Here is a 22,428-nt window from a genome sequence, read left to right as displayed (position 1 = left end):
GGCGCCGGCCAGCCGTCGACCACGGAGAGCAGCCGCAGGTGACGCAAGGCGGTCGCCGTCAGGCGGTGCCGTCGAGTTCGGCGTAGCCGCGGCGGGCGGCGTGCAGGGCGGGACGGGCGCCGAAGGGCGCCTCGGCGGCGACGCGCTCCGGCGGTGCGCCGCCGGTGTGCCCGGCGCGGATGAGCCAGGCCAGCTCGACGAGCTGGGCGTGCTGCGCGCGCACGAACGCCGCGTCGACCGGCTCGCCGTGCCCCGGCACGACCACCGTGGCCGGGGTCGTCGTCCGCAGCAGCTCCGCCACCGTGTCGGGCCACTGCAGGGGGTACGACTCCTCGAAGGCCGGCGGGCCGCTCTGCTCCACCAGGTCCCCGGCGACCAGCACGTCGACGTCGGGCACGTGCACCACCAGGTCACCGGCGGTGTGCCCGCGACCGGGGTGGCGCAGCACCACCCGCCGGCCGCCCACGTCGAGCACGGTTTCGCCGTGCACGGTGTGCGTCGGCGCCAGCAGCTCCGTGCCGGCCACCTCGGCGGCCAGCGCGGGGTGCGCGTCGCGCAGTTCCGCGTACGCCTCCCGGCGCAGCCGGTCCGGCTCGCGCATCGCCTCGGCGGCCAGCTCGTGGGCGTACACCGGGCGGGGTGGGTCGGTGGCGAGGGTCGCGTTGCCGAAGCAGTGGTCGAAGTGGTGGTGGGTGTTCACCAGCGTCCACGGATGGGGGGTGACCGCCCGGGCGGCGGCGGCCAGCTCGGCGGCCTGCCCGGCGGTGGAGAGCGTGTCGACCAGCAGGGCGGCCCCGTCGCCGACGACGAGCGTGACGTTGACGTGCAGCAGCGGCTCGCGCAGCACGTGCACCCCGTCGGCGATGCGCGCGAAGCGGGCGGTCACGACGACCGCGCGGCGCGTTCCACGAAGCGCTGCCGGTCGACAAGCACCCGCTCCACCCGACCCTCGGCGACCGTCTCGTCGCCGTCGCTGACGCTGACCTCGAAGTACAACCGCCGCCCCTCGACCGCGGTCAGCCGGGCCTGCGCCACCACCGTGCGCCCCACCGGGGTGGCTGCCCGGTGGTCGAGCTCGACCCGGGTGCCGACGGTGGTCGACCCGCCGGGCATCCGGGCGGCGGTGGCCGCCACCGTGGCGGCCTCGGCGAGGGCGAGCACCCGGGGCGTGCCCAGGACGGGCACGTCCCCGGAGCCGACCGCCTGGGCGGTGTCGGTGTCGGCGACGGTCAACTCCACCCGGGCGGTGAGGCCCGGGGTCAGCGCGGGCTCCGGCTGCTCCTGCATGGCCAAAGCCTAGACGAGGCGGCGGCGGGCGGCGGCGCGTGCGCGTCGGTCGACCCCGCCGGCGCACACCGCCCCTGGGCGACGCGGAACCGGCGCACCGGCCGCCGGTTCCGCCGCGCCCGAGAGGACGGCGCGGCCGGGTGGTCGGCGTGGGTCGATGCCGCCCGCGCCGCTAACCTTGACCGCGATGTCTGTCGCGACCGACCCCCAGCCCCCCGCCCGGACCGAGCCACCCGCCGCACCCGACGGCGGGCGTCGTCGCGTGGTCGCGATGACACTCTGGGGGGTCGCCTTCGTCGCCGGCTGGCTCGGCATCGGCCTGCCGACCGACCCGGCGTACGCGTTCCTGTGGATCTGGGCGGGGACGATCGCCTGGAACAGCAGCCGACCGTGGCGCAGCCACCTGCGCTTCGCGCGGGACTGGGTACCGGTGGTGCTGCTGCTCGCCGTCTACAACCTGTCCCGGGGCTTCGCCGACAACGGCGCCACCCCGCACGCGTACGAGCTGATCGTCGCCGACCGGGTGATGTTCGGCTGGGCGACGGGCGGGCAGGTGCCGACGACCTGGCTCCAGGAGCACCTCTACCGGCCCGAGGTGCACTGGTGGGACGTCGCCGTCAGCTGGGTCTACTTCTCCCACTTCGTGGTGGCGCTGGCCGCCGCGGCGGTGCTCTGGCTGCGGGACCGGGGGCGGTGGGCGGCCTTCATGCGCCGCTGGGGCTTCCTCTGCGCCACCGGCCTGGTCACCTACTTCCTCTACCCGGCCGCCCCGCCCTGGTGGGCGGCGCAGAACGGGCTGCTGGAGGAGGTCGCCCGGATCTCCACGCGCGGCTGGAAGGCGTTCGGCATGCACGGCGCCGGCAACCTGCTCAACGCCGGGCAGATCGCCTCCAACCCGGTGGCCGCGATGCCGTCGCTGCACACCGCGTTCGCGCTCTTCGTGGTGCTGTTCTTCCTGCGGCAGACCCGCCGCCGCTGGTGGCCGCTGCTGCTGGCGTACCCGCTGGCGATGACGTTCACCCTGGTCTACTCGGGCGAGCACTACGTCATCGACGTGCTGGTCGGCTGGGCGTACGTCGGGATGACCTTCCTCGCGGTCGGCCTGGCCGAGCGCTGGTGGGCGGCCCGCAAGGCCCGCCGGGCCCCGGCGGAGGGGTCCGACGCCGCGCCGACCGATCCGCCGGCCGCCGCCGAGCCGCCGCCGGTGACGGCGGCCCACTGACCGCCCCGGGCGGGGTCAGCCCACCCGGCGGGCCGCGCGCGAGCGGGCCGTCAGCTCCGCCGCCAGGGCCCACGCCTCGGCGAGGTCCCGGTCCCGGGCGGCCGCGCCGGCGCCGCCGGCGGTGTCGGCGTGCACCGTCGCCAGCCGCAGCCGCCGCTGCGCCGGCCCCTGCACGACCCGCACGCTCTGGATCCGGGCGTACGGCACGAGCGCCAGCTGCCGGGTGAGCAGGCCGGAGCGGACGGCGAAGACCCGGTCGTCGAGCCCGGCGCCGAGCACGCCCCGGCTCAGCGGGTTGAGCCAGCGGGCCCGCGTCGGCGGCGGGCTCAGCGGCAGCGTGGCCAGCCGCACCCCGGGCAGCACCTCGGTCACGATCGCCTCGCCGGTCGCCAGGTCACCGACGGGGAGCAGCCGGTCCGGCCGGTTACGCTCGTCGGCCTCGCCGGCGGAGTAGCCGGCCACCTCCAGGCGCAGCCGCAGCCAGCCCTTGACCCGCCACAGCAACGGCCACGTCACCCCGACGGCCTGCACCCGGTCCAGCGGCACGGTCTGCGCGCGGGTCTCCAGCAGGCCGTTGCGGATCCGCAGCGTGCCCTCGTCCCGGGCGAGCCGGAAGTTCCAGTCGTCGAGCACCCGCCGCACCGGTTGCAGCAGCACGCCGGCCATGGCGGTGAGGGTGCTCGCCACCGCGACGAACGACCAGGAGTCCTCGGAGAGGAACTGCGCCACCACGAACGCGACGCCGAACGGGATCATGAACGCCTGCGGGGTCAGCAGCTGGCTGACCAGCAGGTCGTTGTTGGCCACGGCGTGCAGCGGCCGGCCGGGCGGTGGCGCCGGGGTCCCCGCCGGTCCCGCGGCCGGTCCCGCCGGCGGCGCGCCCGGCTCGGCTGCGATCCGTCCGGCGAGGGCGAGCAGCCGCTGGCGCAGCGCGGTCGCCTCGGCGACGCTCAGGTAGGCCAGCGGCGCCTCCGTCTTGCCCCCGCCCACCACCTCCAACCGCAACTCGGCCAGGCCGGTGAGCTGGGCGAGCAGCGGACGGACCACCTCGACGGCCTGGAGCCGCTCCAGCGGGATCGCCCGGGTGCGTCGCCAGAGGAGACCCTCGTGCACCCGCAGCTCGCGGCCCACCACGTGGTAGCCGGTGTAGTACCAGCTCACCACGGCCAGCACCGTGGCGCCCAGGGCCAGCACCACCGCCATCAGCGCGAACCAGCCGAAGCCGACCCGCGACAGCGTCGACCACGACAGGCCGGCGATCACCACGACCAGGGACTTGGCGCCGTGCAGGGCGGGACTGAGCGGGTGCAGCCGCTGCCGCGGCTCGCCGCCCTCGGGCGCCCCGGCGGACCAGACCGGCCCGGGCGGGACGGGCCCGGTCGGCTCCGGCGGGACACCCGGCTCCGGCGGGACGCCCGGCTCCGGCGGGACGCCCGGCTCCGCCGGGGACGGTCCGGCGTGGTCCGTGTCCCGGGCGGCCGGGTCGCTCACAGGCCCTCCGCCCGGTCCTCGCCCAGCGCGGTGAGCCGGTCGCGCAGCCGGGACGCCTCCGCCGGGCGCAGCCCGGGCACCCGGGCGTCGCTCGCCGCGGCGGCCGTGTGCAACTGCACGGTGGCGAGCTCGAACGCGCGCTCCAGCGGCCCCGCGCTGACGTCGACGAACTGCATCCGCGAGTACGGCACGATGGAGAGCCGCCGCACCAGCAGCCCGTGCCGGACCAGCAGGTCGTCCTCCCGCTCCGCGTAGCCCCAGGCCCGCACGGCGCGGACGATCGTCACGCCCCGCAGGACGCCGAACAGCAGCACCACGCCGAGTGCCGCGCCGAGGAAGCCGCTGCCGCTGAACGCCCAGCCGACGCCCAGCCCGAGGGCGAGGACGACCAGCACCAGCGCCAGGCGGATCAGCTCCACCCAGATCAGGTCGGACGAGATCGGCTGCCAGCGGACGGTTTCCGGCCACGGCTCCAGGGGGCCCGCCGGCGGAAGGGGTGGCGCCGGCGGCGGGCCGGCGGACCCGTCACTGCTCACCGGGGACATCCGTTGTGCGCGCTCACCCTTCGAGCGTAGGCGATCCGGGCACCGGTACGACCTCCCGGAGGAAGCCACGGGCGTCGAGGAAGTCGCCGAGGGTGGCGCGGTGCGCGGTGCACGCGAGCCAGGTCTTACGCCGGTCGGTGTCGTGCAGCCGGGGATTGTTCCACCTCAGCGCCCAGTGGGCGGGGGCACGACAGCCGCGGGACGAGCAGACCAGCGGCTCGTCGGCGGGAAGGGGGCTGCTCATCCCGGCCAGTCTAGGGGCGGTGGCGGCACCGGAAGTTTGAGCGCCGGGCGGCCACGGGGGGAGCCGCCCGGCGACGGGTGAATGGTACACGCGCCGGACCCGTCCCTGTCCACCCGTGAGCGGCGATTTCGTACCGTGCGACGGCGTGGCGGGCCCGCGACCCGGCATCGGGGACGCGGCGGCGAGAATCGGCTTCTCCCCACCTCGGCACTCAGCCGGGCATGCGAGTCTTGATACGCACCACGCCGCGCGACAACCGATCATGCTGTGGAGGACCGGTGGCCCAGCCGACCACGCCCGACGCCCCGACGCCGAACGGGACGGGCCCGGAGACACCCGAGCCGGTGACCACGCCGGCCGAGGACGCGAGTCTGCTCGAGCGGGCGCTGTTCGAGATCAAGCGGGTGATCGTCGGGCAGGACCGGATGGTGGAGCGGATGTTCGTCGCGCTGCTCGCGCGCGGCCACTGCCTGCTGGAGGGCGTGCCGGGGGTCGCGAAGACCCTCGCGGTCGAGACCCTCGCGAGGGTGGTCGGCGGCTCCTTCGCCCGGGTGCAGTTCACCCCCGACCTGGTGCCCGCCGACATCATGGGCACCCGCATCTACCGCCAGTCGAGCGAGAAGTTCGACGTCGAGCTGGGCCCGGTGTTCGTCAACTTCCTGCTCGCCGACGAGATCAACCGGGCGCCGGCCAAGGTGCAGTCGGCGCTGCTGGAGGTGATGAGCGAGCGGCAGGTCTCCATCGGCGGCGAGAGCCACCGGGTGCCCGACCCGTTCCTGGTGATGGCGACGCAGAACCCGATCGAGCAGGAGGGGGTCTACCCGCTGCCCGAGGCCCAGCGGGACCGCTTCCTCATGAAGATCGTCGTCGGCTACCCGACCGACGCCGAGGAGCGGGAGATCGTCTACCGGATGGGGGTCGCCCCGCCGCAGCCGGCGCCGGTATTCACCACCCCCGACCTGATCGCCCTGCAACGCAAGGCGGACCAGGTCTTCGTGCACAACGCCCTGGTCGACTACGCGGTCCGGCTGGTGCTGGCCACCCGCGCCCCGGCGGAGCACGGGATGCCGGACGTCGCCCAGCTCATCCAGTACGGCGCGAGCCCGCGCGCCTCGCTCGGCCTGGTCCGGGCCACCCGCGCGCTGGCGCTGCTGCGCGGCCGCGACTACGCCCTGCCGCAGGACGTGCAGGACATCGCACCGGACATCCTGCGCCACCGGCTCGTGCTCAGCTACGACGCGCTCGCCGACGACGTGCCCGCCGACCACGTGGTGCACCGGGTGATGTCCACCATCCCGCTGCCCTCGGTCGCGCCCCGGCAGCAGGCCACACCCGCACCCCTGCCGACCTCCGCGCCGCCCGGCGCCGGTTGGCCCGGGCAGCGCCCGTGACCTCACCCGCCCGTCGGCCTGCCGACGTCCCCTCAGACCGTACCGAGGCCGTCCTGTCGCGGCTGCAACTGATGGTCACCCGCAAGCTCGACGGCCTGCTCCAGGGCGACTACGCCGGCCTGCTGCCCGGGCCGGGCAGCGAGGCGGGGGAGTCCCGGGAGTACCGCCCCGGCGACGACGTACGCCGGATGGACTGGCCGGTCACCGCCCGCACGACGATGCCGCACGTCCGGCGTACGGTGGCCGACCGGGAGCTGGAGACGTGGCTGGCGGTGGACCTCTCGGCGAGCCTGGACTTCGGCACCGGCCGGTGGCTCAAGCGCGACGTCGTGGTGGCCGCCGCGGCGGCGCTGGCCCACCTGACCGTCCGGGGCGGCAACCGGATCGGCGCGGTGATCGGCAGCGGCGGCGGCACGAGTGCGCCGGCCCGCCGGTGGCGCGCCGCGCCGCCGGTCGCGGGCCCGGACGTCTACACCCGGCTGCCCGCGCGCTCCGGCCGCAAGGAGGCCCACGCGCTGCTGCGGGCGATCGCCGGCACCGAGATCCGCCCCGGGCGCAGCGACCTGGGCACGCTTGTCGACATGCTCAACCGGCCGCCCCGGCGGCGGGGCGTGGCGGTGGTCATCTCCGACTTTCTCGCCCCACCGCAGCGGTGGTCCCGCCCGCTGCGTAAGCTGCGCGTCCGGCACGACGTGGTGGCGATCGAGGTGGTCGATCCCCGGGAGCTGGAGCTGCCCGACGTCGGGGTGCTGCCGGTGGTCGACCCGGAGACCGGCGAGCTGCACGAGGTGCAGACCGCCGACCCGCGGCTGCGCCACCGCTACGCCGAGGCGGCAGCCGCCCAGCGGGCGGAGATCTCCGCGGCGCTGCGCGGCGCCGGCGCGGCCCACCTGCGACTGCGTACGGACCGAGACTGGCTGCTCGACATGGTGCGTTTCGTTGCCGCGCAGCGGCACGCGCGCACCAGGGGGACGACACGATGATCCGCTTTCTGCAACCGTGGTGGCTGCTGGCCGTGCTGCCGGTGCTCGCCCTCGCCGCGCTCTACGTCTGGCGGCAGCTGCACCGCCGGGCGTACGCGATGCGGTTCACCAACGTGGACCTGCTGCGCACCCTGGCGCCGAAGGGGCTGGGCTGGCGGCGGCACGTGCCGGCCACGGCGTTCCTGCTCTGCCTGCTGGTGCTGGCGACCGCGCTGGCCCGGCCGTCGGTCGACACCCGGGAGCCGCTGGAGCGGGCCACCGTGATGCTCGCCATCGACGTGTCGCTGTCCATGCAGGCCGACGACGTGGCGCCGAACCGGCTGGAGGCGGCCCAGGAGGCGGCCAAGCAGTTCGTCGGCGAGCTGCCGGAGAGCTACAACCTGGGGCTCGTCTCGTTCGCCAAGTCGGCGAACGTGCTGGTGCCGCCGGGCAAGGACCGGGACGCGGTGACCGCCGCGATCGACGGGCTGGTGCTGGCCGAGGCGACGGCGACGGGCGAGGCGGTCTTCACCTGCCTGGAGGCGATCCGGTCGGTGCCGGCCGACGGCGCGGCGGGGATCCCGCCGGCCCGCATCGTGCTGCTCTCCGACGGGTACCGCACCTCGGGCCGGGCCGTGGAGGAGGCGGCCGCCGCCGCGCAGGCGGCGAACGTGCCGGTCTCCACCATCGCCTTCGGCACCGACTCCGGGCAGGTGGACATCGGCGGCCAGCTGCAACGGGTGCCCGTGGACCGGCTGGCCCTGGCCGACCTGGCCGAGGCCACCGAGGGCTACTTCTACGAGGCGGCCTCGGTGAGCGAGCTGAAGCAGGTCTACCAGGACATGGGCAGCTCGATCGGGTTCCGCACGGAACCCCGCGAGGTCACCCAGTGGTACGCGGGGGTGGCCCTGCTGCTGGCACTCTGCGCGGGGGCCCTCAACCTGCTGTGGTCCTCGCGGATGCTCTGACGCGCGGGACGCGGGATGGCCGGCGGCCGGTGCGTGCCGTCGGCGGTGGCCGGGGCGCGTCCCGGCGGTCGGTGCGCGCCGCCGCCGGTGGTCAGTGCGCGGCGCCGCCGGCGAGGACGAAGACGACGGCCACCCAGACGGCGGCGAGGGTGAAGCCCAGCGGGGCGACGTAGCGGCTCATGGACGGCTCCGGGCGGCGACTGGACGGTCCGCGCGTGCGGGGGCGGACCGCAGAGGGGTGGGTCGGGACGCGCACACGAAGTCGTGACCGGGCGGCTCCCGGCGCGGCGCGGCCGACCGGCGCGGGGCCGGTGACCGGGCGGGGCGGGGAGCGGAGCTGGGTCAGCTCACCTGCTGAGTCGTGGCTCAGCGGGGCTGACGTTCGGCCCGGCCACGACTGGGAGGATCGCTATCTCGCACAGCGATCACCTCCTGCGGTCGGCGGGGCCCGGAAGCGGACCGCACGGCCCGCAAACGCGGATCATCGTACACCCGCGGGTCGCGGTCGCCGCACTCGGCCGAGCGGCCGGACGGACCTCGGCCGAGGGGCCCGCGCGTCGCCGGCGGGGCGGGGCAGGGGCCGGTGCCGGACGACGCCGTGCCGGCCCGGACGTGCACGGCGTTAGCGCTTACCTGCCGGTAACGCCTAGGCTCCGACCGACCGGGAGATCACTGAACTACAGGGGGAACCGTGGCCCGTACCGTCCTGGTGACCGGCGGCAACCGGGGGATCGGCCTGGCCATCGCGCAGGCCTTCGCGAAGCAGGGCGACCGGGTGGCGGTGACCCACCGCAGCGGCGAGCCGCCCGAGGGGCTGTTCGGGGTCCGCTGCGACGTGACCGACTCCGCGTCGGTCGACGCGGCGTTCACCGCCATTGAGGCCGAGCTGGGGCCGGTGGAGGTGCTCGTCGCCAACGCCGGGATCACCGACGACACGCTGCTGCTGCGCATGTCGGAGGAGCAGTTCACCCGCGTGCTGGACACCAACCTGACGGGCGCGTTCCGGTGCGCCAAGCGCGCCTCGGGCAAGATGCTGCGCGCGAAGTGGGGCCGGATGGTCTTCATCTCCTCGGTGGTCGGCCTCTACGGCGGCCCCGGCCAGGTCAACTACGCGGCGAGCAAGGCCGGCCTGGTGGGCGTGGCCCGCTCGATCACCCGCGAGCTGGGCAGCCGCAACATCACGGCGAACGTGGTCGCGCCCGGCTACGTGGAGACCGACATGACCGCCGGCCTGCCCGAGGACCGCAGGACCGAGTACCGCAAGGCCATCCCCGCCAACCGGTTCGCCCAGCCGGACGAGATCGCGGGCGTGGTCACCTGGCTGGCCGGCGACGCCGCCGGCTACGTCTCCGGCGCCGTCATCCCGGTCGACGGCGGCCTCGGCATGGGCCACTGACAAGCGGTCACTGAGAACTACGGAGGAATCCCTGCATGTCCGGACTGCTCGCCGGTAAGCGGCTGCTGGTCACCGGCGTCATCACCGACGCCTCGATCGCCTTCTCGGTGGCGAAGCTCGCCCAGGAGAACGGGGCGCAGGTCGTGCTCACCGGCTACGGCCGGCTCTCCCTGGTGGAGCGGATCGCCAGGCGACTGCCCGAGCCCGCCCCGGTGATCGAGCTGGACGTCACCGACGCCGACCACCTCGCCGGGCTCGGCGACCGCGTGCGTGAGCACGTCGACGGCCTGGACGGGGTGGTGCACTCGATCGGCTTCGCCCCGCAGAGCTGCCTCGGCGGCGGCTTCCTCGACGCCCCCTGGGAGGACGTGGCGACCGCGCTGCACGTCTCCACGTACTCCTACAAGTCCCTCGCGATGGCGGCGCTGCCGCTGATGTCCGCCGGCGGCGCGGTGGTCGGCCTGACCTTCGACGCCACGAAGGCGTGGCCCGTCTACGACTGGATGGGCGTGGCCAAGGCCGGGCTGGAGTCCGCCTCCCGCTACCTGGCGCTGCACCTGGGCAAGCAGGGCATCCGCAGCAACCTGGTCGCCGCCGGGCCGCTGCGCACCATCGCCGCCAAGTCGATCCCCGGCTTCGACCAGTTCGAACAGGCCTGGGCCGATCGCGCGCCGCTGGGTTGGAGCCTCACCGACCAGGAGCCGGCGGCGCGGGCCTGCCTGGCGCTGCTGTCCGACTGGTTCCCGGCCACCACCGGCGAGATCGTGCACGTCGACGGCGGCTACCACGCCATCGGCGCCTGAGGTGTAGGGCCCCTCCGACCGCCCGCCGTGCACCATCGCGGGACGGGCGGCATCAGGGGGGCCCGCCCGGCGGGCCCGGCCACCGGGGAGAATGGGGTCATGGCGTACGACGCGGTGGTCCTGGTGTCCTTCGGCGGACCGGAACGGCCCGAGGACGTGATGCCGTTCCTGCAGAACGTGACCCGGGGGCGGGGCGTGCCGCCGGAGCGGCTGGCGGAGGTCGCCGAGCACTACCAGCACTTCGGTGGCGTCTCGCCGATCAACGAGCAGTGCCGGGAGCTGCTCGCGGCAATCCGGGAGGACTTCGCCGCCAACGGCGTCGACCTGCCGGTCTACTGGGGCAACCGGAACTGGGACCCGATGCTCGCCGACACCGTGGCGCAGATGCGCGACGACGGCGTCACCCACGCCCTGGCGTTCGTGACCAGCGCCTTCGGCGGCTACTCCTCCTGCCGGCAGTACCAGGAGGACATCGCCGCCGCCCGCGCGGCGGTCGGGCCCGACGCCCCGCTGATCGACAAGCTCCGTCAGTTCTGGGACCACCCCGGCTTCGTCGAGCCGCACGCCGACGCGGTACGGGCGGCGCTGGGCCGCCTCGACCCGGCGAAGCGGGACGGCACCCGGCTGGTGTTCACCGCGCACTCGGTCCCGAACTCGATGGCCGCGAACGCGGGCCCGCACGGCGGCCGGTACGAGGCGCAGCTCGCCGAGGTCGCCCGGCTGGTCCACGCCGCGGCCGCCCCGGACCTGCCCTGGGACCTGGTCTGGCAGAGCCGCTCCGGCCCGCCGCAGGTGCCGTGGCTGGAGCCGGACGTCAACGACCACCTGCGTACGCTGGCCGAGGCCGGCACCACCGGCGTCGTGGTCAGCCCGATCGGGTTCGTCTCCGATCACCTGGAGGTGGTGTGGGACCTCGACACCGAGGCGCGGGAGACGGCCAGGCAGATCGGGCTGGACTTCGTCCGGGCCGCCACCCCCGGCACCGACCCCCGGTTCGTGGCGATGGTCCGCGAGCTGGTCCGCGAGCGTACCGACCCGGACGGGACAGGCCCGCGCCGCCGACTCGGCGAGCTGCCCATGTGGGACACCTGCCCCACGGTCTGCTGCGTTCCGGCCCGCCGCCCGACCACCGTCCCCGGGCGCGGGTGACCCGACGGCGGCAGTGAGCGCCGGTTGTCGCCGCTGCCGTCGACGCCCATCGATGGGCGTGCTGCCGCTATCGTTCCGGACGTGGCGGAGGAGCGGCGTACCCTGGCGGCCGGTCGATACGTCCTGCGGGCCGAGCCGGTCGGCAGCGGCGGCATGGGGGTGGTGTGGCGGGCTGCGGACACCCTGCTGGACCGCGAGGTGGCCGTGAAGGAGTTGTGGCTGCCCGAGGGCCTGAACGAGTCCGAGTGCCTGGCGCTTCGGGAGCGGGCGATCATCGAGGCGCGGGCGGCCGGGCGGCTGAACCACCCCGGCATCGTGACCATCCACGACGTCCTGATCGAGGATGGTCGTCCCTGGATCGTGATGGGCCTGGTCGATGGCCCCTCTCTGCACGCCGTGGTGCGCGAGGACGGGCCACTGAGTCCACGGCGGACCGCGGAGATCGGCGCGGGTCTGCTCGCGGCCCTGGGGGTCGCCCATGACGCCGGCATCCTGCATCGTGACATCAAGCCGCAGAACGTCCTGTTGGACCGGAACGGTCGCGCCGTGATCACGGACTTCGGGATCGCCGCGGTCGTCGGCGCCACCCGGGGGCTCACCGGCACCGGCTCGGTGATGGGCACATTGGGCTACGTGCCGCCGGAGCGGCTGACCGGTCGGGGCGCCGAGCCGGCGTCGGATCTGTGGTCACTCGGCGCGACGCTGTACTTCGCTGTCGAGGGCCGGCCCGCGTACGACACGGACGATCCGGCGGAACTGATCGCGGCCGTGCTGAGCCGTGACCCCGCGCCGGCTGAACGCGCGGGTCCGCTGGACCCGACGCTGCGCGGCCTGATGGCGCGCCGCCCGGACGAACGTCCGTCTGCCGAGCTGGCCGCGGAGCGCCTGCGGGAGGTCGCTGCCAGCGCCACGGCCGACAACCGGCCGACGATTCGCGTGACCCCGCGGACCGCGAGGCTGAGCGGGTCGTTGCCGCCCGGTGAGAGCGGTGCGCGTGCCCGGAGGCTTTCGCGCGCGCGGATTGCCGGCATGAGCGGCATCGCCGTCCTCCTGTCAGCCGCCCTGTTGTCGGCGGGCTACGCGCTCGCGCTGGCTCGGGTGGGCAACGGGGAGGCCGCCGTGGGCGGGGCGACCGGCGGCCCGTCGGTCACGGTGACCCCGTCGTCCGGATCGCCGTCGGCCAGAGAATTCACGGCGTCGCCGAACGCGTGCCTGTACCTGACCGATCACCCCCGGGCCATCGCGCCGTTGGTCCCCGAGGCGAAGTTGTGGGCGATGCACAAGTCCACGAACAGTTGTTCGTGGGAGCCCAGCCAGCAACCCGACGGGGAGATCACCCGGCTCAGCGTGGAGGACCCCCTGCTCCCCGCGAACCTGGGGGACTGCCCCACACAGGGCGAGCGGCTTCCCGGCATCGGCGACGAGGGCTACATCTCGGAGGAGACAGACCTCGACGCGTACGGCTGGCACGAGCGCGACGTGCGGGTCTACTTCCGCGTCAGCAACCTCGGGGTGTGCGTCAAGTACCGGACGGCCTCCCGGGCGTCGATGCCGCCCTCCGCCAAGGCCGAGGTGACCGAGTTCGCGCGCGAGCTGGACCGGTGGGCGGCACAGGCCCTCGACGCTCGCGGCAACTGAGTGCCGGCGGCGTCAGGGGCGCAGCGGGGCGTTGCAGGCGGCCACCAGGGCCTGCCGGCAGGCGGTGGTGAGCGGGCGTAGTGCGGCGTCGCGCTGCTGGGCCTCGTAGTTGTTGATCGCGCCGCCCGGCGCCGCGTGCCCGGCCAGCGCGAGCACCCGGTCGAGCACGGCGGCCCGGGCGAAGAGCCGCCGGGCCCGCGGGTCGAACCCGGGCGGCAGGTCGGTGGCGCCGTCCGGCCGGCGCAGCGCCTCCAGCGCCCCGGCCAGCTCGGGTCGCCACTGCGCGACGTCCAGCCGGGTCAGCGCGGCGGTCGTGTCGGCCAGGGCCACCGCCAGCTCCGCCTCGGCCTCGGCCGCGCCGGGCAACGCGAGGGAGGCGGCCGGGGCGTCGGCCGGCAGCGGGTAGACCCGCCAGAGGACCGTCTCGAAGGTGTCGCCGGAGCCGGACGTGTGCGTGCGCACGTGCGGGATGAGCCCGAGGCCCCCGGCGACGACCGCCTCGCCGGCGACCAGCGCCGCGCCGGCGAAGTCGCCCGGCCCGGGCAGCCCGCGCGGGTCGCCGGGCGCGGGCAGCACGAGCCGGATCTCATCGGGCGAGAGCTTCGCGAGGGTGGGCAGCGCCTGGGGCAGGGGAACGTCGGTCCAGGTGCCGGGCGCGTCGGCGACCAGGTGCTCCTCGTCGCCGGCGATCGCGTCGGCGACCTCGTCGAAGGGCACCAGCCCGGCGCGCCACGCGCGCACCCAGGCCACGAACCGGCTGGACCGGCGCGGTGTGAGAGTGGCCGCGCCCGCTGCGGGGGTGGACATGCCGAAAGGGTACGTGGTCACCGCCGCCCCTGTCTCGACTGCCGCTCCGACTGTCCCCATGCCCGCTGATCATGCACCCCCCGTCCCGTCGATCATGGAGTTGTGGTGGGTGGATCGTCGACCTCTGCCCCTTTCGCGGGGCACCACAACTGCATGATCGCCGCGGCGGGGGCGGCGGGGGCGGCGGGGGCGGCGTGTCGGGTGCGGGGGGCGGGGTGGGGGGTTAGCTTGATCGGCATGGGGCGGTACGCGGACGATGTGCTGGCGGGGGACTGGCGGCGGCGGAAGGTCACGCCCGAGGTGGACGCCGAGCCGGACCTCGTGGTCGAGGACGCCGACTCCGGCTTCTGCGGGGCGGTGGTCGGCTTCGAGGCCGGCGCGGTGGTGCTGGAGGACCGGCACGGACGCCGGCGCAACTTCCCGCTGCTGCCGGCGGCTTTCCTGCTCGACGGGCGGCCGGTGACGCTGCGCCGGCCGACCCGCGCCCCGGTGCCGGCCGCCCGCCGCCGCACCGCCTCCGGCTCGATCGCCGTCGACGGCGTACGCGCCCAGGTCGCCAGGGCCAGCCGGATCTGGGTGGAGGGCATCCACGACGCCGCCCTGGTCGAACGGATCTGGGGCGACGACCTGCGCATCGAGGGCGTGGTGGTGGAGCCGCTGGACGGCATCGACGCGCTCGACGCCGAGGTGCGCGACTTCGCCCCGGGCCCCGGCCGGCGCCTCGGCGTGCTCGTCGACCACCTGGTCGCCGGCTCCAAGGAGAGCCGGATCGTCGCGAAGGTGACCTCCCCGCACGTGCTGGTCACCGGGCACCCGTACGTCGACGTGTGGCAGGCGGTCAAGCCGGCGGCGCTGGGCATCCGGGCGTGGCCGGTGGTGCCGCCGGGACGCCCGTGGAAGGAGGGCGTCTGCGCCGCGCTCGGGGTGGCCGAGCCGGCGGACATGTGGCGCCACATCCTGTCCCGGGTCGACAGCTTCGCCGACGTGGAGACCCCGCTGATCAACGCGATGGAACGCCTGATCGACTTCGTCACCGAGCCGGCCTGAGGCGGGCCTGAGGCCGGTCGCCGACGGGCCGGGTCCGTCGGCGACCGTCGACCGTCAGGGCTCCTGGTCGGGGGTGCGGGTGAAGACGAAGGTGGCGATGTCGAGCGCCACCGCCCGCCCCGACCCGTCGCGCAGCACCGACAGGATCTCGCCGTTCTCCGGGCCGGAGCGACCCCGCCAGCGGTCCGGACCCTCCGGGACGAACGCGCTCACCCGCTCGCCGCGCACGTAGACGACCAGCTCACCCGTGTTCGCGTCCCAGGTCACGTCGAGCGACGCCCCCATCCACCACCAACGGCCGCCCAGCTCGTCGACCTCGGCGGGCGGGGGAGCGGCGGCCGGCAGCCAGGGCTTCGGAAAGGCCGGCTCGGCGTCCAGCACGGTGGTGAGGACCTGTAGCGCGAGCCCGCCGATCCCGCCGGTGCGGAAGCCGTACGAGTTGGCGAAGCCGACCACGCCGGTGCGCGATGGGCGGTGCACCGCCAGGGCGGCCACGTAGCCGGGCATCGAGCCGCCGTGCCCGACGTACACCCGCTCGCCCTGCCGGTAGAGCTCCAGCCCGAGGCCGTGCCCGCCGGTCCACGAGTCGACGTCGCTGATCGACACGGGGACGCACATCTCGGTCAGCGTCTCCGCCGCCAGCACCTGCGGCGCGGGGTCGGCCAGGAACGCCGCCCACCGGGCCAGGTCCTCGGCCGTGGACCAGAGCTGCCCGGCCGGGGCCATCGCCCCGGTGTCGGTGCGCGGCTCCTCCCGCAGCGTGCCGTGCCAGGGGTGCACCACGTAGCCGCGGGCGAACGGCTCGGTGGCCGCGTACGTGGTGCGGCCCATGCCGAGCGGCTCCAGCACGCGCTGGCGCAGCAGCTCCGCCCAGCCGGTGCCGGTGATCCGCTCCAGCACGCCGCCGAGCAGCCCGTACGCCAGGTTGGAGTAGTGGTAGACCCGGTGCGGGGGATAGGCGATCTTCTCGGCGCTCACCCCGGCCAGCAGGGTCGACAGGTCCCCGACCTCGGCGCGCTCCCACCACTGACCGTCCGGCTCGCGGCGCAGGCCGCTGGCGTGGCCGAGCAGCTGTCGCAGGGTGAGCGTGCCCACACCGGTGCCGGGCAGGTGCTTCTCCAGCGGGTCGTCCAGGGCCAGGTGGCCGGCGTCGCGCTCCTGCATGACCAGGGTCGCGGTCATGGTCTTGCTGATCGACCCGAGGCGGTACTGGAGGTCGGCCTCGGGGCGCGGGTGCTCGCCGGCGGTGGCGAGGTGGGTCAGCGCGCCGTCCCGCACCACGCCGACCACCAGTGACGGCGTACGGCCGGCGGACTGCGCCCCGGCGACGAGGGCATCGACCTGGCGGGTGGTCTCGGGCAACAGGGACACGGGCTCTCCTCGGGGATTCCGGTGCCGTCGGGGTGGGCCGCCAGCGTGCCGCCGAGCTTACTGATCTTCGCGGGTGGGCTCCACGTGCTTCGACGTGTCACGATCGGGGGGTGGACGCCGTGTTCTGGATCGTGCTGGGTGTCGTTCTGGCGGTCGCTGAGATCTTCACGACGACACTGTTTCTGATCATGTTCGCGGTCGGGGCCCTGGCCGCCGCGGGAGCGGCGGCGCTCGGCGCCCCGGTCGAGGTGCAGGCGATCGTCTTCGCCGCCGTGTCGGCGCTGACGGTGCTGGGTGTGCGGCCGACGCTGCGCAGGCACCGCCGCTCGGCGCTGGAGAGCGGCGAGCAGCCGTTCGGCGTGGAGGCGATCGAGGGCAGCACGGCGCTCGTGCTGGAGCAGGTCGACGCCGGGCAGGGCATGGTGAAGATCGACGGCGAGCTGTGGCAGGCCCGCTCCTACGACGCGAGCCAGCACTTCGCCCCGGGCGACCGGGTGCAGGTGATCCAGGTGCGGGGTGCGACCGCCCTGGTGTGGCGGGACGACGTTTCTCCTTCCGGGGAGCTACCCGAAGCGAAAAGGTGAGTACATGGAACTTGTGATCCCGGTCCTACTGATGGCCATCGCTCTAATCGGGGTGATCACCCTGGCCAAGGCGGTACGGATCGTGCCGCAGCAGCGCCAGGACGTCGTGGAGCGGCTCGGCAAGTACAAGCGCACCCTCAACCCGGGGCTGAACATCCTGGTCCCGTTCGTCGACGCGGTGCGTACCAAGGTCGACCTGCGGGAGCAGGTGGTCAGCTTCCCGCCCCAGCCGGTGATCACCTCCGACAACCTGGTCGTCTCGATCGACACGGTGCTCTACTTCAAGGTCGTCGACTCGGTCCGGGCCACGTACGAGATCTCGAACTTCCTCCAGGCCATCGAGCAGCTCACCGTCACCACGCTGCGCAACGTGATCGGGTCGCTGGACCTGGAGCGGGCGCTGACCAGCCGCGATCAGATCAACCGGCACCTGTCCGGCGTGCTGGACGAGACCACCGGGCGGTGGGGCATCAAGGTCACCCGGGTGGAGCTCAAGGCGATCGAGCCGCCGGCGAGCATCCGCGACTCCATGGAGAAGCAGATGCGCGCCGAGCGCGACCGCCGGGCGGCGATCCTGAACGCCGAGGGCCACAAGCAGTCGCAGATCCTCACGGCCGAGGGTGAGAAGCAGTCCGCGGTGCTGCGCGCCGACGGTGACCGGCAGGCCCGGATCCTCCAGGCCGAGGGCCAGGCGAAGGCGATCAAGACGGTGTTCGACGCGATCCACCAGGCGAACCCGAGCCAGAAGGTGCTCGCCTACCAGTACCTCCAGGCCCTGCCGCAGATCGCCAACGGCTCCGCGAACAAGGTCTGGATCGTGCCGGCCGAGCTGACCAAGGCGCTGGAGGGCATGGGCGGCGCGCTCGGCGGGCTGAGCCGGATGGTCGGCGACGAGCCGGCGCCGGAGGCGGCCGGCAGCGCGGGCGAGGTGGAGCGCGAGGCGGCCGAGGCCGCGCAGGCCGCGGCCGCCGCCGCGCAGCAGATCCACGACGAGGTACGCGTCGCCGAGGCGCAGGCCACGGGCGGCCAGCCGCAGGGGCTGCCGGCACCGGAGCCGGTCTCCCCGGCGAGCCTGCTCAACGATCCGGCCGACCAGCGCGAACGGGCCTGACCGGGTCCGGGCGCGATCGCCCGGAAATGCGAGAACCACTCATGGGGCGCTCCGTCGCCTGCCACCATCGGTCCTAGGACGGGCGGTGAGCAGGCATCGGGGCGCCCCGGCGCGTCCCGCACCGCTCGTCGGACGAGCGAGGTGACGCATGAAGGATCCGGCGAAGCGGGTACGCTCCTCGGCCCCGGTGCCCGGTGCGCACGATCCCACCGGGCCGCTCGGCAGCCGGCGTACCGGCGGGGGGTTCGGGGTGCTGCCCTTCGTCGAGCCGACGCCGGTCGGGCCGGCCACGAACGCCACCTGGGCCTGGTCGCTGCGCCGGCTCGCCCGGGGCGCGGTGTGGCTGCTCCCCGCGTACGCCATCCTCTACGCCGTCGTGGCGATGGCCAGCGACGGCGGGGTGGGCAACGACCCGTACCCGGCCGACGGTCGGCCGCTCTACCTGGTGGGTTGGGTGGCGGCGGTGTGGCTCGGGCTGCTCGCCCTGCTGGCGCTGACCGGGCTGCTGGCGGCGACCCGCAGCCGCCGGGCGGCCGTCACCGGCCTGCTCGTCTCCATCGCCGGCACGGTGCTCATGCTCCCCTTCGCGGGGCTGGCGGAGCAGACCCCCGTCTTCGGTACCACCGCGCGCATGCTCGTGCTCGTCGGCGCCACCTGCTACAGCCTCGGCTGGCTGCTGACCGGCTGGTCGGTGGCCCGGTCCGGCTCGTTCAGCATCGGCGACGGCGTGATGCTGATGATCGCCGCCCCGCTGCTGGGCGTCGGCGGCGCGCTGATCGGCTCGTTGCAGACCTTCGGCGCGATCTTCGTGCTGGTCGCCGGCATCGGCATCGGCTACCGCTCCGGCCGCCTGGTGCCGCGGGACATCGCCCGCGACGCCGCCAGCGCGAGCCTCGCCACCGCCGCCGCCCCGGCCACCCCCGGCCCGAACGGCCCCCTGCCCACCTGACCCGTCGCACCGGCCCGGCGGCCACCGGACGCGGCGGCGCCGCTGGAGCCGGGCGGGCGTCGGCGGGGCGGGTGGTGGCCACGGGGTTCGCGGTGGCCGAGGGGGCGGTGGGATGGGAAGTCGCTGGTCACGGGCGGTGAAATTGCTGACAACCGGGCCGCGGGGGTGGTCGGTTGGCCCGTTAGGTGGCAATCCTGGGGACCATGGCCCCACCCCGCCCGCCGCTGTCGCGGCTGTTCACCGTGCTGCTCGCCGGCGTGCTCGCCGGCCTCGTCCTGGCGGTCGCCGCGCTGCCGGGAAACCTGCTGCTCGGGTTCGCCGCCAAGGCCGCGGTCGGGTCGTACGCGGGACTGCCCGAGGCCCTGCGCACCCCGGCCACGCCGCAGCGGTCCTACCTCTACGCCAACGACGGCAGGACGCTGATCACCACGTTCTACGACGTCAACCGCACCGACGTGCCGCTCGACGAGATCGCCCCGGTGATGCGACAGGCGATCGTGGCGGCCGAGGACCGGCGCTTCTACGACCACGGCGGCGCCGACCTGCGCGGGCTGCTGCGGGCCGTGGTGTCGAACGTCTCCGGCGGCGGCCAGCAGGGCGGCTCCACGCTGACCATGCAGTACGTCCGCAACGTGCTCAAGACCGACCCCGGGCGCACCGCCGAGGAGCGCGCCGCGGCCACCGAGCAGACCGTCGGGCGCAAGCTCCAGGAGATCCGGTACGCCTCGGCGCTGGAGCAGCGCCTGAGCAAGGACGAGATCCTCAACCGCTACCTGAACATCGCGTACTTCGGTTCCGGGGCGTACGGCATCGCGGCGGCCAGCCAGCGCTACTTCGCCAAGTCCCCGGCGGAGCTGACCCTCGGCGAGGCGGCCCTGCTCGCCGGCCTGGTGCAGTCGCCGGAGGCGTACAGCCCGATCGACGGCGACGCGGACGCCGCGCTGGAGCGGCGCGGCTACGTGCTGGACTCGATGGTCGCCACCGGCGCGATCAGCGCCGACGAGGCCGCGCGGGCCAGGACCGAGAAGCTGACGCTGCGCCCCACGGCCCAGCCCAACGGCTGCACCGCCGTGGCCGAGGGCCACGACGACTGGGGCTTCTTCTGCGACTACCTGCGGCAGTGGTGGCTCACGCAGCCGGAGTTCGGCGCGACCGTCGAGGAGCGCGAGCAGGCCCTGCGCCGCGGCGGCTACACGGTGGTGACCTCGCTGGACCCGAAGATCCAGGCCACCGCGCAGAAGCAGGCCACCAGCGTCTACTCCTACGACAACAAGCGCGCCCTGCCGATCGCCGCCGTCGAACCGGGCACCGGCCGGGTGCTGGCGATGGCGGTCAACCGGCACTACAGCCTCGACGCGAACCCGGACGGGCAGGCCAACCGCCCCAACACCGTCAACCCGCTGATCTCCGGCGGCGACAGCGTGGCCGGCTACCAGGCCGGCTCGACGTTCAAGCTCTTCACCATGCTCGCCGCGCTCGAGGCCGGCAAGCCGCTGTCCACCGGCTTCGACGCGCCCAGCCGACTGCCCACCCGGTACGCCGCCGAGGGCGAGGGCAGCTGCGACGGCCGGTGGTGCCCGGCCAACGCCAACCCGGAGTGGATGGACGGCTACCGGATGATGTGGGACGGCTTCGGCCGCTCGGTGAACACGTATTTCGTGTGGCTGGCCGAGCAGGTCGGGCAGGAGAAGGTGGTCGAGATGGCGAAGCGCCTCGGCATCACCTTCCGGGCCGACGCCGACGCCACGTTCGCCGAGAACGACGCCGCCGACTGGGGCTCGTTCACCCTGGGCGTCACCGCCACCACCCCGCTCGACCTGGCGAACGCGTACGCCACGGTGGCCGCCGAGGGCACGTACTGCGCGCCGCTGCCGGTGGTCTCGGTGACCGCCGCCGACGGCGAGCGGGTGCCGGTCGGCGACCCGTCCTGCCGCCGGGTGCTCGACGCCGACGTGGCCCGGGCCGCCACCGACGCCGCCCGCTGCCCGGTCGGCCAGCAGTCCACGCTCGCGCAGTGCAACGGGGGCACGGCCACCTCGGTGAACCGGATCCTCGACGGCCGGCCGGTGGCCGGCAAGACCGGCAGCTCGGAGAAGAACGCCACCGAGACCTTCGTCGGCTTCACCCCGCAGGTGGCGGTCGCGGGCATCGCCGCCAACCCGGACGACCCGACCGACTCGGTGGGCGCGGCCGTGCAGGCGCGGGTGATCGACGCGGTCGCCCGGGTCATCGGCACCGCCGTCGACGGTGAGCCGGAGAAGAAGTTCGCCGCCCCCAGCCGCGAGCTGGTCGGCGACCCGCGCCGCCCGGTGGAGCGTCCGCCGGTCGAACAGCGCCGCCCGTCCGAGGAGCGGCGGCCGGCGCCCCAGGACGATCAGCGCCTGTCCGACCTGCGCCGCTGGCTGGAGCGCCGCGGCTGACCGGCTGCCCCGTCCCTGGTCTGTGCTGACCGGTTGGCTCGTGCCGACCGCCGATCCGCACTCCGGTGCGCTCGTCGGCTGCCGTCCTTCCCCGACAGGGAACCTGGCGCGCCCTGTCGAGCTGCCCCACCCATAGGACCGCCCGGCGGACAGATCCGGGCTGGACGGGCCCGGTGGTCTGGACGGGTTTGGGTGGGCTGGACGAGCCCGGGGGCTGGCCGGGGCGGGTGGGCCGGGTCGCTGCGGGCTGCCCCATCTGTGCGGGCAGCTCGACAGGGCACGACCGGGGATACGCGCCCCCCGGGCTGCCCGCCTACGCCCTACTGCGCCAGTAGGGACGCCGACGCCGATCACCGACACCGACACCGACCCGGCCCCGATGTCGATGTCGGTCGGTCGGCCGTCGGGGACCGGAGGTCAGCGGGAGCGGGCGAGAGCGGCCCGGACCACCTGGTCGAGGGCGGCGCCGACGTCGACCGGGTCGCTGTCCGCGTCGATGACGGTGAACGAGCCGAACTCCGGCAGCCCCCGGTAGCCGGTGTCCAGGGACCGTAGGTGAGTCAACTCCTCGGTGTCGATGCCCCGGGCCAGCACCCGTTGTTGCGCCCGTTCGGGCGAGACCGCCAGGAAGCAGACCAGCTCCGGTCGCGGGAAGATCGCGTACGCCAGCCGGGCCAACCGCCCGCCCCGGTCGCCGCGGGCCCGCATCACCACGTACTGGCACCAGGACCAGCGGTCCATGACCGCCGTCCTGCCGGTCAGCCGGGCGGCCAGCACCGCCCGGGCGATGGCGAGCCAGCGCACGGTCGCCTCGATGGTCACGTAGCCGGTGCGGCCGAACAGGTGCGGCCCGTCGCGGCGGCCCAGCGCCTGCGCGAGCCGGTTCCAGAGGGGCCGGCCGCCAGCGTTCTCGAAGTAGCTGGCCGGCACCCCGGCCGCCCGCAGCCGGGCGGCCAGCGCCTTTGCCTGGGTGGTCTTTCCGGCCCCGTCGACGCCGATCAGAGCAATGATCATCGGACGGCGCATGAGCGGCACGGTAGCCG

21 protein-coding genes are annotated in these 22,428 nt (G+C 74.7%); 13 read left to right on the top strand and 8 right to left on the bottom strand.

Annotated features, from left to right (window positions below):
• Nucleotides 1–58: 58 nt before the first annotated feature.
• Nucleotides 59–886, bottom strand: a complete 828-nt coding sequence (locus ACN27A_RS09700; RefSeq protein WP_421451659.1) for an MBL fold metallo-hydrolase — start codon at nt 884–886, stop codon at nt 59–61.
• The gene (locus tag ACN27A_RS09695; protein ID WP_151457646.1) at nt 883–1,287 is read right to left on the bottom strand and encodes a thioesterase family protein; all 405 of its coding nucleotides are present in this window, start codon (nt 1,285–1,287) and stop codon (nt 883–885) included. Before ACN27A_RS09695 ends, ACN27A_RS09700 begins: the two co-directional genes overlap by 4 nt.
• A gap of 187 nt (nt 1,288–1,474) precedes the next feature.
• Between ACN27A_RS09695 and ACN27A_RS09690 the strand changes: the two genes are divergently transcribed.
• Nucleotides 1,475–2,509, top strand: coding sequence for a phosphatase PAP2 family protein (locus tag ACN27A_RS09690; RefSeq protein ID WP_421451656.1), 1,035 nt, complete (start codon nt 1,475–1,477; stop codon nt 2,507–2,509).
• A gap of 15 nt (nt 2,510–2,524) precedes the next feature.
• Here ACN27A_RS09690 and ACN27A_RS09685 read toward each other — a convergent pair whose 3' ends face one another.
• Genes ACN27A_RS09685 through ACN27A_RS09675 form a run of 3 tightly spaced genes read right to left on the bottom strand, consistent with a single transcriptional unit; the run spans nt 2,525 to nt 4,789 of the window.
• The gene (locus ACN27A_RS09685) at nt 2,525–4,000 is read right to left on the bottom strand and encodes a PH domain-containing protein (RefSeq protein WP_421451655.1); all 1,476 of its coding nucleotides are present in this window, start codon (nt 3,998–4,000) and stop codon (nt 2,525–2,527) included.
• Nucleotides 3,997–4,545 carry a PH domain-containing protein gene (locus ACN27A_RS09680; RefSeq protein ID WP_421451653.1) on the bottom strand — a complete coding sequence of 183 codons (549 nt, stop codon included), beginning with the start codon at nt 4,543–4,545 and terminating at the stop codon, nt 3,997–3,999. The genes ACN27A_RS09685 and ACN27A_RS09680 overlap by 4 nt, the downstream gene beginning before the upstream one ends.
• 13 nt (nt 4,546–4,558) lie before the next feature.
• Nucleotides 4,559–4,789 (bottom strand): hypothetical protein, encoded by a 231-nt coding sequence (locus ACN27A_RS09675; RefSeq protein WP_421451650.1) that lies wholly within the window; start codon nt 4,787–4,789, stop codon nt 4,559–4,561.
• Nucleotides 4,790–5,067: 278 nt separating this feature from the next.
• On the opposite strand from ACN27A_RS09675, the gene ACN27A_RS09670 reads away from it, so the two are divergent.
• From ACN27A_RS09670 to ACN27A_RS09640, 7 genes are all read left to right on the top strand, one after another.
• Nucleotides 5,068–6,180: an AAA family ATPase gene (locus tag ACN27A_RS09670; RefSeq protein WP_421451648.1), complete on the top strand. Its 1,113-nt coding sequence runs from the start codon at nt 5,068–5,070 to the stop codon at nt 6,178–6,180.
• Complete coding sequence (locus tag ACN27A_RS09665; protein WP_357579734.1) at nt 6,159–7,163, top strand: DUF58 domain-containing protein; 1,005 nt, start codon at nt 6,159–6,161, stop codon at nt 7,161–7,163. Before ACN27A_RS09670 ends, ACN27A_RS09665 begins: the two co-directional genes overlap by 22 nt.
• Entirely contained in the window at nt 7,160–8,110 is a 951-nt protein-coding gene (locus ACN27A_RS09660; RefSeq protein WP_421451644.1) for a VWA domain-containing protein, read from the top strand. The genes ACN27A_RS09665 and ACN27A_RS09660 overlap by 4 nt, the downstream gene beginning before the upstream one ends.
• 691 nt (nt 8,111–8,801) lie before the next feature.
• Complete coding sequence (gene fabG, locus ACN27A_RS09655) at nt 8,802–9,506, top strand: 3-oxoacyl-ACP reductase FabG (RefSeq protein WP_421451641.1); 705 nt, start codon at nt 8,802–8,804, stop codon at nt 9,504–9,506.
• Nucleotides 9,507–9,541: 35 nt separating this feature from the next.
• Entirely contained in the window at nt 9,542–10,309 is a 768-nt protein-coding gene (gene fabI, locus ACN27A_RS09650) for an enoyl-ACP reductase FabI (protein WP_121400750.1), read from the top strand.
• A gap of 99 nt (nt 10,310–10,408) precedes the next feature.
• Nucleotides 10,409–11,458: a ferrochelatase gene (locus tag ACN27A_RS09645; protein WP_421451638.1), complete on the top strand. Its 1,050-nt coding sequence runs from the start codon at nt 10,409–10,411 to the stop codon at nt 11,456–11,458.
• Nucleotides 11,459–11,482: 24 nt separating this feature from the next.
• A complete protein-coding gene (locus ACN27A_RS09640) occupies nt 11,483–13,096 on the top strand; it encodes a serine/threonine-protein kinase (protein WP_421451636.1) in 1,614 nt (537 codons plus the stop codon).
• Nucleotides 13,097–13,108: 12 nt separating this feature from the next.
• Here ACN27A_RS09640 and ACN27A_RS09635 read toward each other — a convergent pair whose 3' ends face one another.
• Nucleotides 13,109–13,903, bottom strand: coding sequence for a hypothetical protein (locus tag ACN27A_RS09635; RefSeq protein ID WP_132238744.1), 795 nt, complete (start codon nt 13,901–13,903; stop codon nt 13,109–13,111).
• A 237-nt stretch (nt 13,904–14,140) separates the two neighbouring features.
• Between ACN27A_RS09635 and ACN27A_RS09630 the strand changes: the two genes are divergently transcribed.
• Complete coding sequence (locus tag ACN27A_RS09630) at nt 14,141–14,950, top strand: DUF3097 domain-containing protein (protein ID WP_132238746.1); 810 nt, start codon at nt 14,141–14,143, stop codon at nt 14,948–14,950.
• A gap of 54 nt (nt 14,951–15,004) precedes the next feature.
• On the opposite strand, the gene ACN27A_RS09625 is transcribed toward ACN27A_RS09630, so the two are convergent.
• Complete coding sequence (locus ACN27A_RS09625; RefSeq protein WP_421451633.1) at nt 15,005–16,321, bottom strand: serine hydrolase domain-containing protein; 1,317 nt, start codon at nt 16,319–16,321, stop codon at nt 15,005–15,007.
• Nucleotides 16,322–16,431: 110 nt separating this feature from the next.
• Here ACN27A_RS09625 and ACN27A_RS09620 point away from each other — a divergent pair, with 110 nt between their 5' ends.
• From ACN27A_RS09620 to ACN27A_RS09605, 4 genes are all read left to right on the top strand, one after another.
• Nucleotides 16,432–16,905 (top strand): NfeD family protein, encoded by a 474-nt coding sequence (locus tag ACN27A_RS09620; RefSeq protein WP_132238750.1) that lies wholly within the window; start codon nt 16,432–16,434, stop codon nt 16,903–16,905.
• Nucleotides 16,906–16,909: 4 nt separating this feature from the next.
• Nucleotides 16,910–18,016, top strand: a complete 1,107-nt coding sequence (locus ACN27A_RS09615) for an SPFH domain-containing protein (protein ID WP_421451631.1) — start codon at nt 16,910–16,912, stop codon at nt 18,014–18,016.
• Between the two features lie 148 nt (nt 18,017–18,164).
• Nucleotides 18,165–18,965, top strand: a complete 801-nt coding sequence (locus ACN27A_RS09610) for a hypothetical protein (protein ID WP_421451629.1) — start codon at nt 18,165–18,167, stop codon at nt 18,963–18,965.
• 203 nt (nt 18,966–19,168) lie between these two features.
• Nucleotides 19,169–21,385 carry a transglycosylase domain-containing protein gene (locus ACN27A_RS09605; protein WP_421451627.1) on the top strand — a complete coding sequence of 739 codons (2,217 nt, stop codon included), beginning with the start codon at nt 19,169–19,171 and terminating at the stop codon, nt 21,383–21,385.
• 417 nt (nt 21,386–21,802) lie between these two features.
• Here the strand turns inward: ACN27A_RS09605 and ACN27A_RS09600 are convergent, their stop codons facing one another.
• On the bottom strand, nt 21,803–22,411 hold the full coding sequence (locus ACN27A_RS09600; protein ID WP_421451624.1) for a thymidylate kinase: 609 nt from the start codon (nt 22,409–22,411) through the stop codon (nt 21,803–21,805).
• Between the last annotated feature and the right edge of the window lie 17 nt (nt 22,412–22,428).

Source organism: Micromonospora sp. WMMD737, assembly GCF_049179055.1.
Taxonomy (GTDB): Bacteria; Actinomycetota; Actinomycetes; order Mycobacteriales; family Micromonosporaceae; genus Micromonospora; species Micromonospora reichwaldensis.
Note: the sequence above shows the minus strand (reverse complement) of the source record. Positions and strands in the feature narration are given on the sequence as shown.